This window comes from Thioalkalivibrio sp. ALE23 (assembly GCF_000378545.1).
In the GTDB taxonomy this organism is placed as follows: Bacteria; Pseudomonadota; Gammaproteobacteria; order Ectothiorhodospirales; family Ectothiorhodospiraceae; genus Thioalkalivibrio.
In genome coordinates, this window is the sequence record NZ_KB900041.1 from 1 (window position 1) to 16,783 (window position 16,783).

Below are 16,783 nucleotides of genomic sequence, written 5' to 3' on the forward strand. Positions count from 1 at the left end.
GCCTCGCCCTGGTCCAGCAGCTTGCGGAACATCTCCACGCCGGTCACCGTGGTCTTCTGCGTGTCGTGCAGACCCACGATCTCCACTTCCTCGCCGACCTTCACCACGCCGCGCTCAACGCGACCGGTGACCACGGTGCCACGACCGGAAATCGAGAACACGTCTTCCACCGGCATCAGGAACGCACCGTCCACCGCGCGCTCCGGCTCGGGGATGAAGCGGTCCATCTCGTCCACCAGCTTGTGGATCGCCTGGGCGCCCATCTCGCTTTCGTCACCTTCCAGCGCCTTCAGCGCCGAACCGGTGACCACCGGGGTGTCGTCACCCGGGAAATCATAGCTCGACAGCAGATCGCGGACTTCCATCTCCACCAGCTCCAGGAGCTCCGGATCGTCCACCATGTCCGCCTTGTTCAGGAACACCACAATGTGCGGCACGCCCACCTGGCGCGACAGCAGGATGTGCTCCCGCGTCTGCGGCATCGGCCCGTCCGCCGCCGAAACCACCAGAATGGCACCGTCCATCTGCGCCGCACCGGTGATCATGTTCTTCACGTAGTCCGCGTGACCCGGGCAGTCCACGTGCGCATAGTGGCGCGTGTCCGACTCGTACTCCACGTGCGCCGTCGCAATCGTGATACCGCGCTGCTTCTCTTCCGGCGCGTTGTCAATCTGGTCAAAGGCACGCGCATCGCTGCCGTACTTCTTCGCCTGAACCACCGTCAACGCCGCCGTCAGCGTCGTCTTCCCGTGGTCCACATGACCAATCGTCCCCACATTCACGTGCGGCTTCTTGCGTTCGAACTTTTCCTTGGACACAGCTAAGACCTCTTAAATCGTTCTCTACGGAATGGCGGTATCAGGACGCCTTGCGGGCCACGGCGTCGGCGATCTGGGCCGGCGCCTCCGAGTATTTCTCGAATTCCATCGAATACGTCGCGCGGCCCTGGGTCAGCGAGCGGAGCTGGGTCGAGTACCCGAACATTTCCGACAGCGGGACTTCCGCATGCAGGAGCTTCTGGCCGGCAACGTCTTCCATGCCGCGCACCAGGCCCCGACGGCCGTTAAGGTCGCCCATCACGTCACCCATGTACTCCTCGGGGGTCTCCACCTCGACCTTCATCATCGGCTCGAGCAGCACCGCCCCGGCACGCAGGGCCCCCTCCTTGAAGGCCATGGAGGCCGCGACCTTGAAGGCGTTCTCGTTCGAGTCGACATCGTGGTAGGAGCCGTCGAAGAGACTCACCTTGACATCCTCGATGGGGTAGCCAGCGAGCACGCCATTACGCATCTGCTCTTCGATACCCTTCTGCACCGCCGGCACGTAATCCTTCGGAACCACGCCACCGACAATCTCGTTCTTGAATTCGAAGCCGACACCCGGCTCCTGCGGCTCGATCCGCAGCCAGACGTGACCATACTGACCACGCCCGCCGGACTGCTTGACGAACTTGCCTTCCTGTTCGATCGACTTGGTGATGGTCTCGCGGTAGGCGACCTGCGGCTGCCCCACGTTGGCCTCGACCTTGAATTCCCGCTTCAGGCGATCGACCAGCACCTCGAGATGCAGCTCGCCCATGCCCGAAATGATGGTCTGACCGGACTCTTCATCCGTCCGCACCTGGAACGACGGGTCTTCCTGCGCCAGCTTGTTCAGCGCCATGCCCATCTTTTCCTGGTCGGTCTTCGTCTTCGGCTCGACCGCGATGGAGATCACCGGATCCGGGAACTCCATGCGCTCCAGCTCGACCGGATCATCGGGCGAGCAAAGCGTGGTCCCGGTGTAGAGGTCCTTCAGGCCGACCACCGCACCGATGTCACCGGCACGCAGCTCCGGAATCTCCTCGCGGCTGTTCGAATGCATCTGCAGAATGCGCCCGATACGTTCGCGACGGTTGTTCTGGGTGTTCAGCACCGTGTCACCGGCCTTAACCACCCCCGAGTAGACGCGAACGAACGTCAGGCTCCCGACGTAGGGATCGCTCATCAGTTTGAAGGCCAGACCCGCGAACGGTTCTTCGTCGGTTGCCTTCTTTTCGATGGGATCTTCCGTACCGGCCTTGACGCCCTTGATCGCCTTGACTTCTTCCGGCGAGGGCAGGTATTCGACCACGGCGTCCAGCATCGCCTGGACACCCTTGTTCTTGAATGCGGAGCCGCACATCATCGGCACGATTTCGAGGTCCAGCGTGCGCTTGCGCAGTGCGGCCTTGATATCTTCCTCGCTCAGCTCGCCCTCGCCGAGGTATTTCTCCATCAGCTCTTCCGAGGCCTCGGCGGCGGACTCGACCAGATTCTCGCGCCACTTCTCGGCGTCGGCCTTCAGCTCCTCCGGAATCTCGCCGTAATCGAAACTGATGCCATAGTTGTCATCATGCCAGTGGATGGCCTGCATCTTCACCAGGTCGATCACCCCCGCGAAGGCGTCTTCCGAACCGATCGGGATCTGGATCGGCACCGGATTGGCCTTCAGGCGCTCGCGCATCTGATTGTAGACGCGTTCGTAGTCGGCACCGGCGCGGTCCATCTTGTTGACGAACGCGATCCGCGGCACTTCGTACTTGGTGGCCTGGCGCCACACGGTCTCCGACTGCGGCTGCACACCACCGACAGCGCAATACACCATGCAAGCACCGTCCAGAACACGCATGGAACGCTCCACCTCGATCGTGAAGTCCACGTGCCCCGGGGTATCGATGATGTTGATGCGGTGTTCCGGGAACTGCTTGGCCATGCCGGACCAGAACGAGGTCGTCGCCGCGGAGGTGATCGTAATACCGCGCTCCTGCTCCTGATCCATCCAGTCCATCACGGCGGCGCCGTCATGCACCTCACCGATCTTGTGCGACAGGCCGGTGTAGAACAGGATGCGCTCGGTCGTCGTGGTCTTGCCGGCGTCGATATGCGCGCTGATGCCGATATTGCGATAGCGCTTGATGGGGGTCTTGCGTGCCACTGAGGTGCCTCTTCGTTCTTACCAGCGGAAGTGCGCGAATGCCTTGTTGGCATCCGCCATCCGGTGAGTGTCTTCGCGCTTCTTGACGGCGGAACCCTTGCTGTCGGCCGCATCCATCAGCTCGCCGGCCAGCTTCATGGCCATGGTGCGCTCGCCGCGCTTGCGCGCTGCCTCGACCACCCAGCGCATCGCCAGCGCGTCCTGACGAACCGCGCGCACCTCGACGGGAACCTGATAGGTGGCACCGCCGACCCGGCGGCCCTTCACCTCGACCCGCGGCCGCACGTTGTCCAGCGCACGCTCGAGCGCGCCCAGGCCGTCACCCTGCTTGGACTCGATCTGGTCCAGCGCGCCATAGACGACCCGCTCGGCGACGGACTTCTTGCCATCCCGCATGACGGTATTGATGAACTTCGCCAGACGATCGCTCCCGAATTTCGGATCGGGGAGGATGTGACGCTTGGGTGCGGCTGCTCTTCTCGACATTGTTTCAGTTCCCGGACTTGAACACGGTTAGGATTTCTTCGGACGCTTGGTCCCGTACTTGGAACGACCCTTCGCGCGCTTCTGCACGCCCTGGGTGTCCAGGCTTCCGCGGACCGTGTGATAGCGCACACCCGGGAGGTCCTTAACACGACCACCACGAATCAGGACCACGGAGTGTTCCTGCAGGTTGTGCCCTTCGCCACCGATATAGGAGCTGACCTCGTAACCGTTGGTCAGCCGCACGCGCGCAACCTTGCGCAGCGCCGAGTTCGGCTTCTTGGGCGTGGTGGTGTAGACACGGGTGCATACACCGCGCTTCTGCGGCGAACCCTGAAGCGCCGGCACGTCGCTCTTCTCGACCGGCCGCTTGCGCGGCTTTCGTACCAACTGGTTGATCGTGGCCATGAAACCCTTTCTCCTAGCCTAAAAATAACGACAGGCCGGTGCCGAGACCGGCCTGTCGAGGGAGCGGAAGTTTAATGCGCGCCCTCTTGACTGTCAACTCGATTCCGCCTCACTGCGCGGAATCGCCCGATGCTCCGCTGTCGGCGCCGGGGTCGCTCTCCGGCCCGGCCGACGGCTCTTCGGCCGGTTCGGCCTCCGGTGCGCTCTCGCCCACCGCCTCGAATTCGGGCATCTCGAGAGCCCGCCTGCGCCGGCGTTCCTTGTGATAGGCCAGCCCGGTCCCAGCGGGGATCAGGCGACCCACGATCACGTTCTCCTTGAGCCCGCGCAGGTCATCCCGCGCTCCGCGCGTCGAGGCCTCGGTCAGCACCCGCGTGGTCTCCTGGAAGGAGGCCGCGGAGATGAACGATTCCGTCACCAGCGAGGCCTTGGTAATCCCCAGAAGCACGCGTTCGTAGGTCGCCGGCTGCTGATCGCCGGACAGCTTCTCGTTCTCCTCGAGGACCCGAGTGCGGTCCACCTGGTCACCGGACAGGAACCGGGTGTCGCCCGGATCCAGGATGTTGACCTTGCGCAGCATCTGGCGGACGACGACTTCGATGTGCTTGTCGTTGATCTTTACGCCCTGCAGACGATATACGTCCTGGATCTCCTGCACCTGATATTCCGCGAGTGCGGTGACGCCCCGCAGGCGGAGGATATCGTGCGGGTCCAGTTCGCCATCGACGATCACTTCGCCCTGCTCGACACGTTCGCCCTCGAACACATTAACGGTCCGCTGCTTGGCAATCAGCATCTCGTGGGCGTCGCCCCGGTCCGGCGTGATGATGAGGCGCTGCTTGCCCTTGGTCTCCTTGCCAAACGAAACCGTACCGGACAGCTCCGCCAGAATCGCCGGCTCCTTGGGCTTGCGCGCCTCGAACAGATCGGCGACGCGCGGCAGACCGCCGGTGATGTCACGGGTCTTCGAGGACTCCTGCGGCAGCCGCGCAATAACGTCACCCACTTCGACCCGCGCATTGTCTTCCAGGTTGAAGATCGCGTTGGCCGGCAGCATGTACTGCGCGGGCATGTCCGTCCCCGGGATGTAGACCTCGTTCCCGGCGTCATCCAGCAGCTTGACCGTGGGCCGCAGATCCTTGCCCGCGGAACTCCGGCTCTTGGGATCGAGGACCACGTTGGAGGACAGGCCGGTGAACTCGTCCGTCTCCTTCGTCACTGTCACGTTTTCGATGAAATCCGCGAGCTTCACGGTACCCGCCACTTCGGTCACGATCGGGTGGGTATGCGGATCCCAGGTGGCGATTTCCTGACCGGCTTCGACCGCATCGCCCTCGTGGACCATGATCGTCGCGCCATAGGGAACCTTGTAGCGCTCGCGCTCGCGACCCGATTCGTCGACCACACCCAGTTCGCCGGAACGCGACACCGCCACCAGGTTGCCGGACTTGTGCTCCACGGTCTTGATGTTGTGGAGACGAATGTGCCCCGCATTCTTGACCTGGATCGCACTGACTGTGACGGCGCGGGACGCAGCACCCCCGATGTGGAACGTACGCATGGTCAGCTGGGTGCCGGGCTCGCCGATCGACTGGGCCGCGATGACCCCCACCGATTCACCCGAGTTGACCTCGTGGCCCCGCGCAAGATCGCGCCCGTAGCATTTGGCGCAGATCCCCTGGCGGGTCTCGCAAGTGATCGCCGACCGAACCAGGACCTCGTCGACGCCCGCGGCGTCGAGCTGATCCACCATCGCCTCGTCGAGCAGGGTGTCCTTCGGCACCAGCACCTCGTCCGTGCCGGGGCGCAGGATGTCCACCGCCACCGTGCGACCAAGCACGCGGTCGCGCAGCGGTTCGACCACATCGCCGCCCTCGATGATCGGCTTCATCAAGAGGCCCTGTTCGGTACCGCAGTCGGGCTCGGTCACCACCACGTCCTGCGACACGTCCACCAGGCGACGCGTGAGGTATCCCGAGTTGGCAGTCTTCAGCGCGGTATCCGCCAGGCCCTTGCGGGCGCCGTGGGTCGAGATGAAGTACTGCAGGACGTTGAGACCCTCGCGGAAGTTCGCGGTGATCGGTGTCTCGATGATGGACCCGTCCGGCTTCGCCATCAGCCCGCGCATGCCCGCCAGCTGGCGAATCTGCGCCGCGGATCCGCGCGCCCCGGAGTCGGCCATCATGAAGATGGAATTGAACGCACGCTGCTCGACCACTTCGCCGTCGCGATTCGTCACCTCTTCCTTGCCGAGGTGCTCCATCATCGACTTCGCCACCTGGTCATTACAGTGCGCCCAGATGTCCACGACCTTGTTGTAGCGCTCGCCCTTGGTGACCAGGCCCGAGGCGTACTGCTCCTCGATCTCCTTCACCTGCTCCTCGGCATTCTCCAGGATCGGCTGCTTTTCCTCCGGAATGACCATGTCATCCGCGCAGAAAGACACGCCGGCACGGGTCGAGTAGTAGAAACCGGCATACATCAGCTGGTCCGCGAACACCACGGTGTCCTTGAGGCCCAGGCGGCGGTAGCAGGCATTGATCAGGTGCGAGATGCTCTTCTTGTCCAGCTCCTGATCGATCAGCTCGAAGGGCAGTCCGCGGGGCATGACCCGCGACAGGATCGCCCGCCCGACCGTGGTTTCCAGACGCACGCGCGGACGCTCGCCCTCGCTCTCGGCATGTTCGGCGTGCGGATCCTCCATGCGCACGGTGACGCGCGCATGCAGATCGACCTTGCCGTTCTCGTAGGCGCGATGCACCTCATCCACGTCCGCGAACACCATGCCCTCGCCCCGGGCATTGACCTTCTCCCGCGACAGGTAATAAAGGCCGAGCACGATGTCCTGCGACGGCACGATAATGGGCTCGCCATTGGCCGGGGACAGAACGTTGTTGGAGGACAGCATCAACGTGCGCGCCTCCAGCTGGGCCTCCAGCGACAGCGGCACGTGCACGGCCATCTGGTCACCGTCGAAGTCGGCGTTGAACGCGGCACAGACCAGCGGATGCAGCTGGATCGCCTTGCCCTCGATCAGCACCGGTTCGAAGGCCTGGATGCCCAGGCGGTGCAGGGTCGGGGCGCGATTCAGCATCACCGGGTGCTCGCGGATCACCTCTTCGAGGATGTCCCAGACCTCGGGGCCTTCCTTCTCCACGGCCTTCTTGGCGGCCTTGATGGTGGTCGCCAGGCCGCGGCGCTGCAGCTTGCCGAAGATGAACGGCTTGAACAGTTCCAGTGCCATGCGCTTGGGCAGGCCGCACTGGTGCAGGCGCAGGGTCGGGCCGACCACGATCACGGAGCGGCCGGAGTAGTCGACGCGCTTGCCCAGCAGGTTCTGGCGGAAGCGACCCTGCTTGCCCTTGATCATGTCGGCCAGAGACTTCAGCGGGCGCTTGTTGGTGCCGGTGATCGCACGGCCGCGACGGCCGTTATCCAGCAGGGCGTCGACCGATTCCTGCAGCATGCGCTTTTCGTTGCGCACGATGATGTCCGGGGCATTCAGCTCCAGCAGACGGCGCAGACGGTTGTTGCGATTGATCACCCGGCGGTACAAGTCGTTCAGGTCGGAGGTCGCGAAACGACCGCCGTCCAGCGGCACCAGCGGGCGCAGGTCCGGCGGCAGCACCGGCAGCACGTCCATGATCATCCATTCCGGCTTGTTGCCAGATTCGAGGAACGACTCGATCAGCTTCAGGCGCTTGCCGAGCCGCTTGATCTTGGTTTCGGAACCCGTCTCCGACAGTTCCTGGCGCATGCGCGCGGCCTCGGACTGCAGATCCAGCTCCTTCAGAAGGCTCAGGACCGCTTCCGCACCCATCATCGCGGTGAAGTCGTCACCGTGTTCCTCCATCGCCTCGAGGTACTCCTCGTCGGTCAGGAGCTGACGCTTCTCCAGGGTGGTGAACCCCGGGTCGGTCACGATGAAGGACTCGAAGTACAGCACCTTCTCGATGTCCTTCAGAGTCATGTCCAGCAGCAGGCCGATGCGCGACGGCAGGCTCTTCAGGTACCAGATATGCGCCACCGGGGAGGCCAGGTCGATATGCCCCATGCGCTCGCGGCGCACCTTGGTCTGGGTCACCTCGACGCCACACTTCTCGCACACCACGCCCCGGTGCTTCAGGCGCTTGTACTTGCCGCAGAGGCACTCGTAATCCTTCACCGGGCCGAAGATCTTGGCACAGAACAGCCCGTCCCGCTCCGGCTTGAAGGTCCGGTAGTTGATCGTCTCCGGCTTTTTCACTTCGCCGAACGACCAGGAGCGCACCTGGTCGGAGGACGCCAGGCCAATCCGGATGGCGTCAAACTCTTCCGGCTGGGTCTGCTGCTTGAACAGATTCAGGAGGTCTTTCATTCACTTGCCTCACAGCTAGTTTTCGAGGGGCGCACGGCGCCCCTTCGGATCACGTTGCGAACGGAGCGGGTCAGTCCTGCTCGAGCTCGATGTTGATGCCCAGCGCCTTGATTTCCTTCATCAGCACGTTGAAGGACTCGGGCACATTGGCTTCCATCTGGTGCTCGCCGTCGACGATGTTCTTGTACATCTTGTTGCGGCCTTGCACGTCGTCCGCCTTCACCGTCAGCATTTCCTGCAGGGTGTAGGCAGCACCGTAGGCCTCCAGCGCCCAGACCTCCATCTCGCCGAAGCGCTGGCCACCGAACTGCGCCTTGCCACCCAGCGGCTGCTGGGTCACCAGCGAGTACGGGCCGGTGGAGCGCGCGTGCATCTTGTCGTCGACCAGGTGGTTGAGCTTCAGCATATGCATGTAGCCCACCGTCACCGGGCGATCGAAGGCCTCCCCGGTCCGGCCGTCGTACAAGGTCGCCTGCCCCGTCTCGGGCAGATCGGCGAGCCGCAGCATCTCCTTGATCTCTTCCTCGGCCGCACCGTCGAACACCGGTGTCGCCATCGGCACGCCGCCCCGCAGGTTCCGGCACAGGGTCAGGATCTCGCTGTCCGAGAGCTCGTCCAGGTTGACCTTGCGATCACGGTGGTTGTAGATGCGGTCCAGGAACTCGCGGAGCTTCGCGATCTCGGATTGCGCCTCGAGCATGCGGTTGATCTTGTCGCCCAGCCCCCTCGCGGCCCAGCCAAGATGGACCTCGAGCACCTGACCGACGTTCATGCGCGAAGGCACACCCAGCGGGTTCAGAACCACGTCCACCGGCGTCCCGTCATCCAGGAACGGCATGTCTTCTTCCGGCACGATCATCGAGATCACGCCCTTGTTCCCGTGCCGACCGGCCATCTTGTCGCCCGGCTGGAGACGGCGCTTCACGGCCACGTAGACTTTGACCATCTTCTGCACGCCCGGCGGCAGATCGTCCCCCGCGGCCAGCTTCGCCTTCTGGTGCTCGACCTTTTCGTCAAACGCCGTTTTCTGGTCCTTGAGCTGACGCCCGAGGTCCTCCAGCTGGGCATTCACGTCGTCATCCTGCAGGCGGATCTCGAACCACTGGTCACGCGACAGGCCCTGCAGGTATTTCTTCGTCACCCTGGAGCCGTCTCCCAGCCCGTCGGGCCCGCCTGCGGCGGTCTTGTTGACCAGGAGCTTCTCCATCCGCGCAAAGATGTCGTCCTCGTAGATCCGCAGCTGATCCCGCAGGTCCTTGCGCACCGCGGCCATGTCGTCCTCTTCGATCGACTTGGCCCGGGCGTCCTTCTCGACGCCGTCCCGCGTGAACACCCGAACGTCGATGACCGTTCCCTCGACACCCGACGGGACGCGCAGGGACGTATCCTTCACGTCCGACGCCTTTTCGCCGAAGATCGCACGCAGAAGCTTCTCTTCCGGCGTCAGCTGGGTCTCGCCCTTGGGCGTCACCTTCCCGACCAGGATGTCGCCCGGCTTCACCTCGGCACCCACGTACACCACACCGGACTCGTCCAGCTTGGACAGCAGCGATTCGGAGACATTGGGGATGTCGGCCGTCACCTCTTCCTGCCCGAGCTTGGTGTCACGCGCGGTGCAGTTGAGCTCCTCGATGTGAATGGTGGTATAGCGATCCTCGTGAACCGCACGCTCCGAGATCAGGATCGAGTCCTCGAAGTTGTAGCCGTTCCAGGGCATGAAGGCGACCATCATGTTCTGGCCCAGCGCCAGGTCGCCCATGTCCGTGGAGGAACCGTCGGCCAGCACATCGCCGCGCGCAATTTCGTCACCAACGGCCACCAGCGGACGCTGGTTGATCGCGGTGTTCTGGTTCGAGCGCGAATACTTGGTCAGATTGTAGATATCCACGCCCGGCTCGCCCGGCTGGGTCTCGTCGTCATTGACCCGCACGACCACACGCCCGGCGTCCGCGGAATCCACGGTGCCACCGCGACGGGCGACAATCGCCGAGCCGGAGTCGATGGCGACGGTACGTTCGATACCGGTCCCGACCAGCGGCTTGTCCGAGCGCAAGCACGGAACCGCCTGGCGCTGCATGTTGGCGCCCATCAGCGCGCGGTTCGCGTCGTCATGCTCCAGGAACGGCAACAGCGCGGCCGCCACCGACACGATCTGCTTCGGCGAGATATCCATATACTGGATCTTGTCCGGCGAGGAGATCGTGAACTCTTCCTGGTGCCGGCAGGACACCAGGTCATCGGTCAGGCGACCGTCCTCGTCCATGGCCGCGTTCGCCTGCGCGATGACGTACTGGCTTTCCTCGATGGCCGAGAGATAGGCGATCTCGGCGGTCACCCGCCCGTCCTCGACCTTGCGATACGGCGTCTCGAGGAAGCCGTAACGGTTGGTCCGCGCATACACCGCCAGCGAGTTGATCAGACCGATGTTCGGACCTTCCGGCGTCTCGATCGGGCACACCCGCCCGTAATGCGTGGGATGCACGTCCCGCACTTCAAAGCCCGCGCGCTCGCGCGTCAGGCCACCCGGACCCAGCGCGGAGATCCGGCGCTTGTGGGTCACCTCGGACAGCGGGTTGTTCTGGTCCATGAACTGCGACAGCTGGCTGGAACCGAAGAATTCCTTGATCGCGGCCGCCACCGGCTTGGCGTTGATCAGCTCCTGCGGCATCAGGCCCTCGCTCTCCGCGACGGTCAGGCGTTCCTTTACCGCGCGCTCGACGCGGACCAGCCCCAGGCGGAACTGATTCTCGGCCATTTCGCCCACCGAGCGGATGCGACGATTGCCAAGGTGGTCGATGTCGTCGGTACGGCCGTTACCGTTGCGGAGATCGATCAGGACCTTGAGCACATCGAGGATGTCGTCCGTGGACAGCACGCCCTCGCCTTCATCGGTATCACGACCGACGCGGCGGTTGAACTTCATGCGGCCGACGGCCGAAAGATCGTAGCGGTCTTCCGAGAAGAACAGGTTGGCGAACAGATTCTCCGCGGCATCCTTGGTCGGCGGCTCGCCCGGACGCATCACGCGGTAGATCTCGACCTGGGCTTCCAGCTGAGTGCGTGTCGGATCCAGCCGCAGCGTGTCCGACATGTACGGCCCGTGGTCGTACTCGTTGGTGTAGATCGTGTCGAACTGATGGATGCCTTCCGCGCGCAGACGGTCCAGCAGATCCTGCGTCAGCGCGTCGTTGGCATTACCGATCACCTCGCCGGTCGACGGGTCCATGATCGTGCGCGCCAGAACGCGGCCCACCAGATGCTCGTCCGGTACGCGCAGGGTGCGGATCCCCGCCTTTTCGATCTCCCGGATGTGACGCGGGGTAATGCGTCGGCCCGCCTCCACGATCACCTGGTCACCGTCACGGATGTCCACCACGGCCGTCTCGCCGCGGAGGCGCTCGGGAATCAGGTCCAGCTCACCGCCGGTTTCATCAAGCGTGAGCTGATTGAAATCAAAGAACGTCTCCAGGATCTGCTCGGTGTCCATCCCCAGCGCACGCAGCAGGATGGAGGCCGGCAGCTTCCGGCGACGGTCAATACGGACATACACCCCGTCCTTGGCGTCGAACTCGAAATCGAGCCACGAACCGCGGTACGGGATGATGCGTGCGTTGTACAGCAGCTTCTGCGAGCTACCCTGGGTCTTGCCCTTGTCGGAGTCGAAGAACACCCCGGGCGAACGGTGCAGCTGGGAGACGATCACCCGCTCGGTACCGTTGATCACGAAGGTGCCGTTCTCGGTCATCAGGGGCAGCTCGCCCATGTAGACCTCCTGCTCCTTCACCTCCTTCACCACGGTGGAGCCGGCAGGCGCATCCTTGTCGTGAATCACCAGCCGCAGCAGCACTCGCAGCGGGGCCGCATAGGTCACGCCGCGGATCTGGCATTCCTTGACGTCGAAGACCGGCTCGCCGAGCCGATAACTGACATATTCCAGCTGAACGTGACCGGAATAACTGACAATGGGAAATACCGACTGAAACGCCGCGTGCAGACCGAGTCCTTCGCGACTGTCCGCACCCCGGTCCTCCTGGAGGAAATTGCGGTAGGAGGTGAGCTGGGTCTCCAGCAGATACGGAACGTCCAGGATCTGGGGACGCTTCCCGAAATCCTTGCGGATGCGTTTCTTTTCGGTATAACTGAGGGCCATGGAATACCTCGGGGGCTAGCAGAACAACGCGCAATAAATCCGCGCCACCACGGGCGGAAGCTGACGGCCTCGCAGCCGCCAGCTCCGCATGCCCGTGACGGACACGTCTGACAACGGGCGTAACGCCCTTGTTACTTCAGCTCGACGGACGCGCCGGCTTCTTCCAGCTCCGCCTTCATCTTCTCGGCTTCTTCCTTGGCCGCGCCTTCCTTCACGGTGGCGGGCACGCCTTCGACCATCTCCTTGGCCTCCTTCAGGCCCAGGCCGGTCAGGCCGCGCACGACCTTGATGACGCCAACCTTGTTGTCGCCGAAGCCGGACATGACGACATCGAACTCGTCCTTCTCGGCTTCACCGCCGCCACCTTCACCACCGCCGGCGGCGGCCGGGGCTGCAGCCACGGCAGCAGCCGCGGTCACGCCGAACTTCTCTTCCATCTCGCCAATCAGGTCCACGATTTCGAGGACCGTCATGTTGCCGATGGCTTCCAGGATATCTTCTTTCGAAACGGCCATTAGTAGGTTCTCCCTGCGGGGCTGCCCGCATTCAGAAATGTGCTAGCGAATAGGATTCCAGGAACCGGGATCAGGCTGCCTGCTTCTGATCGCGGATCGCTGCAACGGTACGCACCAGTTTGCCGGGCACCTCGTTGACGGTGCGGGCGAACTTGTCGAGCGGTGCGCGCATCGTGGCCATCAGCTGGCTCAGGGCCTCCTCGCGGGTCGGCAGGCTGGCGAGGCGTTCGAGATCGTTCGCCCCCATCAGTTCACCGCCGAAGGACACCATCCGTGCTTTCAGCTGATCGTTGGTCTTGGCGAAATCTCGCACCAGACGCGCGGCGGAGGATGGCTCCTCCAGGCTGAAGGCAAGAACCAACGGCCCATGCAGCTCGGGCTGCATGCACTCGAAGTCCGTGCCCGCCAGCGCGCGCTTGGCGAGATTGTTCTTCACCACGCGCAGATAAACATCCTGCTCCCGAGCCTGCTTGCGCAGCTCGGTCATCTGCGCGACCGAGAGACCTCGATATTCCGCACCCACCGCGGAGTGCGCCGAGGCAGCAATCGCAGCCAGTTCCGTGACAATCTGCTTCTTGTCATCGAGATTCAAAGCCACGTTGACTCTCCTCTGTTGAGACCATCCGGAGATGGTCGTGAACCGGTCCGGAGACCGGTACTCAGGTGCTCCCGTCGCAGGCCATTCCTGAATCGGGTGACACCATCTGCGCAGGCTGAGATATTAAGCGCCGCCGAACGGCCCGCCTGCGGTCTTGGATGGCGTGCCGCTCGCGCGACAGCCGACCAAAGCATTGGATTCCGCCGCGTACGGCGGAATCAGAGATTGAGGGTGGCGCCGTCGACCTTCAGCCCGGGACCCATCGTCGTGGACACCGTGACACCCCGCACGTACTGGCCCTTGGAGGTCGCCGGCTTCATCTTGATCAGATCCTGCAGCAGCGCGTTCAGGTTGTCCTTCAGGGCATCCGCCTCGAAGTCGGCCGCGCCGATCGTGCAGTGGACGATGCCGCCCTTGTCCGTGCGGTAGCGCACCTGCCCACCCTTGGCATTGGTCACTGCCGTGGCCACATCCGGCGTCACGGTACCCACCTTGGGGTTGGGCATCAGGCCGCGCGGACCGAGGATCTGGCCCAGCTGACCCACCACGCGCATCGCGTCGGGCGAGGCGATCACCACGTCGAAATCGAGCTGACCGGCCTTGACCTGTTCGGCAAGGTCGTCCATGCCGACCACATCCGCGCCGGCCTCTTTGGCGGCATCGGCGTTATCGCCCTGGGTGAACACCGCCACGCGAACGGTCTTGCCGTTGCCGTGCGGGAGGACCGTGGAGCCGCGCACGACCTGGTCGGATTTCCGCGGATCCACGCCCAGATTCACGGCGACGTCGACGGACTCGCGGAATTTTGCGGTGGCCAGCTCGCGCAGAAGGGAGAAGGCCTCATCGGCGGGATACGCACGAGTCGGCTCCACCTTCTCGCGGATCGTCTGCATGCGTTTGCTCAGCTTCGCCATCTCAGAGACCCTCCACATCGATGCCCATACTGCGGGCGCTGCCGGCGATCGTCCGGACCGCGGCGTCCATGTCGGCGGCGGTCAGGTCCGGCTCCTTGGCGCGAGCAATCTCTTCCAGCTGCTCGCGCGTGACCTTCCCGACCTTTTTGGTGTTCGGCTCACCCGAACCGCTCTGGATTCCGGCGGCCTTCTTCAGAAGGATCTGTGCCGGCGGGGTCTTGGTCACGAAGGTGAACGACCGGTCGGAATACACGGTGATCACCACCGGGATTGGCAGACCGGGCTCCATGTCCTGGGTCTCGGCGTTGAACGCCTTGCAGAACTCCATGATGTTCACGCCGCGCTGACCCAGTGCGGGGCCGACGGGGGGACTCGGGTTGGCCTTGCCAGCCCCGACCTGAAGCTTGATGTAGGCTTCGATTTTCTTTGCCATGCTGACTCCCTCGGGTACAGGCGCCTCGCGGCTCCCCGATCAAGGTGTTGAACGCAGACTGCGTCAGTTTTTCTCGACCTGATGGAACTCGAGTTCCACCGGGGTCGAACGACCGAAAATCTGGACGGCCACCAGCAGACGGCTCTTGTCGTAGTTGACCTCTTCGACGACACCATTGAAGTCGTTGAAGGGCCCATCGATGACGCGAACCATCTCGCCAACTTCAAACAGGACCTTCGGACGTGGCTTCTCCGCGCCCTCTTCCATGCGGTTGAGGATGGCCTCGGCTTCCTTTTCGCTGATCGGGGCCGGGCGATCCGCCGTGCCCCCGATGAACCCGAGAACGCGGGGGACCGCCTTCACCAGGTGCCAGGCCTCGTCGCTGAAATCCATCTGGACCAGCACGTACCCCGGAAAGAACTTCCGTTCACTCTTGCGCTTCTGGCCGTCCTTCATCTCCACGACCTCTTCGGTCGGGACCAGGATCTGGCCAAAATGGTCCTGCATCTCGAAGCGCTCGATGCGTTCTTCCAGCGACCGCTTGACCTGGGACTCGAAGCCGGAGAATGCCTGTACTACGTACCAGCGTAATGCCATGGGGTAGATTCCTGATGCCTATCCGATGAAGCGACTGACGGACCACCCCAGGAACATGTCCAGGAGCCAGAGGAAGATCCCCACCACGATGACGACGGCGATCACGACCAGGGTAGTCTGGGTCGTTTCGACGCGAGTCGGCCAGACCATCTTGCGCACTTCGGTGCGGGCGTTGCCCATAAAGGCGCTCAGCTGTCGGCCTTTGTAGGTGGTCATGCCGATCCCGGCGGCCACGGCCACGACAGCAAGCAAACCGACCACGCGCACGAGGGTCGATTCGTCCTGGAACCAGTAGAAGCCCATGACGCCGGCAACGAGCAAGGCCACGACCACGGCGAGCTTGACGGTATCCAGCACGCCGCTGCCTTCCGATTGTTCAGTCATGAAATCGTCTCACCCGGTGCTTGCCGCCATCGTAAAAGATGGCAGGCCAGGAGGGACTCGAACCCCCAACCTGCGGTTTTGGAGACCGCTGCTCTGCCAATTGAGCTACTGGCCTGTAATCGTAGAAGGCAGGCACCCGCGGTTGCACCGGATGCAAACGCGGGAGGCCTGCCAGCTGACTGCTCAGTCTATCACTCGATAATCTTGGAGACGACGCCGGCGCCCACGGTGCGGCCGCCTTCGCGAATCGCGAAACGCAGACCGTCTTCCATGGCGATCGGGCTGATCAGCGACACCGTCATCTTCACGTTGTCGCCCGGCATCACCATCTCGGTGCCTTCCGGCAGCTCGACCGATCCCGTCACGTCCGTCGTGCGGAAATAGAACTGCGGCCGATACCCGTTGAAGAACGGCGTGTGACGACCACCCTCTTCCTTGTTCAGGATGTAGACTTCCGCCTCGAACTGGGTGTGCGGCGTGATCGAACCCGGCTTGCACAGCACCTGACCGCGCTGCACGTCGTCGCGCTTGGTGCCGCGCAGCAGCACGCCCACGTTGTCGCCGGCCTCGCCCTGGTCCAGCAGCTTGCGGAACATCTCCACGCCGGTCACCGTGGTCTTCTGCGTGTCGTGCAGACCCACGATCTCCACTTCCTCGCCGACCTTCACCACGCCGCGCTCAACGCGACCGGTGACCACGGTGCCACGACCGGAAATCGAGAACACGTCTTCCACCGGCATCAGGAACGCACCGTCCACCGCGCGCTCCGGCTCGGGGATGAAGCGGTCCATCTCGTCCACCAGCTTGTGGATCGCCTGGGCGCCCATCTCGCTTTCGTCACCTTCCAGCGCCTTCAGCGCCGAACCGGTGACCACCGGGGTGTCGTCACCCGGGAAATCATAGCTCGACAGCAGATCGCGGACTTCCATCTCCACCAGCTCCAGGAGCTCCGGATCGTCCACCATGTCCGCCTTGTTCAGGAACACCAC

General features: G+C 63.5%; 13 protein-coding genes and 1 tRNA gene. All 14 read right to left on the minus strand.

What is annotated here, in order from left to right; genetic code table 11:
* On the minus strand, positions 1-818 hold an 818-nt coding region (locus F573_RS0112770), incomplete at its 3' end, for an elongation factor Tu (RefSeq protein WP_019022910.1).
* A 40-nt stretch (positions 819-858) separates the two neighbouring features.
* Entirely contained in the window at positions 859-2,955 is a 2,097-nt protein-coding gene (gene fusA, locus F573_RS0112775; RefSeq protein WP_018871351.1) for an elongation factor G, read from the minus strand.
* Between the two features lie 18 nt (positions 2,956-2,973).
* A complete protein-coding gene (rpsG, locus tag F573_RS0112780) occupies positions 2,974-3,441 on the minus strand; it encodes a 30S ribosomal protein S7 (RefSeq protein WP_018871350.1) in 468 nt (155 codons plus the stop codon).
* Between the two features lie 27 nt (positions 3,442-3,468).
* Positions 3,469-3,846 carry a 30S ribosomal protein S12 gene (gene rpsL, locus F573_RS0112785; protein WP_018871349.1) on the minus strand — a complete coding sequence of 126 codons (378 nt, stop codon included), beginning with the start codon at positions 3,844-3,846 and terminating at the stop codon, positions 3,469-3,471.
* Between the two features lie 109 nt (positions 3,847-3,955).
* Positions 3,956-8,203 carry a DNA-directed RNA polymerase subunit beta' gene (rpoC, locus tag F573_RS0112790; protein ID WP_019022911.1) on the minus strand — a complete coding sequence of 1,416 codons (4,248 nt, stop codon included), beginning with the start codon at positions 8,201-8,203 and terminating at the stop codon, positions 3,956-3,958.
* Positions 8,204-8,273: 70 nt separating this feature from the next.
* Positions 8,274-12,353: a DNA-directed RNA polymerase subunit beta gene (gene rpoB / locus F573_RS0112795; protein WP_018871347.1), complete on the minus strand. Its 4,080-nt coding sequence runs from the start codon at positions 12,351-12,353 to the stop codon at positions 8,274-8,276.
* 131 nt (positions 12,354-12,484) lie between these two features.
* Positions 12,485-12,868, minus strand: a complete 384-nt coding sequence (gene rplL / locus F573_RS0112800; protein ID WP_018947939.1) for a 50S ribosomal protein L7/L12 — start codon at positions 12,866-12,868, stop codon at positions 12,485-12,487.
* Positions 12,869-12,938: 70 nt separating this feature from the next.
* Positions 12,939-13,460 carry a 50S ribosomal protein L10 gene (rplJ, locus tag F573_RS0112805; protein ID WP_018871345.1) on the minus strand — a complete coding sequence of 174 codons (522 nt, stop codon included), beginning with the start codon at positions 13,458-13,460 and terminating at the stop codon, positions 12,939-12,941.
* A gap of 224 nt (positions 13,461-13,684) precedes the next feature.
* Complete coding sequence (rplA, locus tag F573_RS0112810) at positions 13,685-14,380, minus strand: 50S ribosomal protein L1 (RefSeq protein ID WP_018871344.1); 696 nt, start codon at positions 14,378-14,380, stop codon at positions 13,685-13,687.
* 1 nt (position 14,381) lies between these two features.
* Positions 14,382-14,813, minus strand: coding sequence for a 50S ribosomal protein L11 (rplK, locus tag F573_RS0112815; RefSeq protein WP_018871343.1), 432 nt, complete (start codon positions 14,811-14,813; stop codon positions 14,382-14,384).
* Positions 14,814-14,876: 63 nt separating this feature from the next.
* On the minus strand, positions 14,877-15,410 hold the full coding sequence (gene nusG, locus F573_RS0112820) for a transcription termination/antitermination protein NusG (RefSeq protein WP_018871342.1): 534 nt from the start codon (positions 15,408-15,410) through the stop codon (positions 14,877-14,879).
* An 18-nt stretch (positions 15,411-15,428) separates the two neighbouring features.
* On the minus strand, positions 15,429-15,794 hold the full coding sequence (gene secE / locus F573_RS0112825) for a preprotein translocase subunit SecE (protein WP_019022912.1): 366 nt from the start codon (positions 15,792-15,794) through the stop codon (positions 15,429-15,431).
* Positions 15,795-15,833: 39 nt separating this feature from the next.
* A tRNA-Trp gene (locus F573_RS0112830) sits at positions 15,834-15,909 on the minus strand.
* A gap of 76 nt (positions 15,910-15,985) precedes the next feature.
* Positions 15,986-16,783, minus strand: a 798-nt coding sequence (locus F573_RS0112835; protein ID WP_019022913.1) for an elongation factor Tu, incomplete at its 5' end; no start/stop codon positions are given.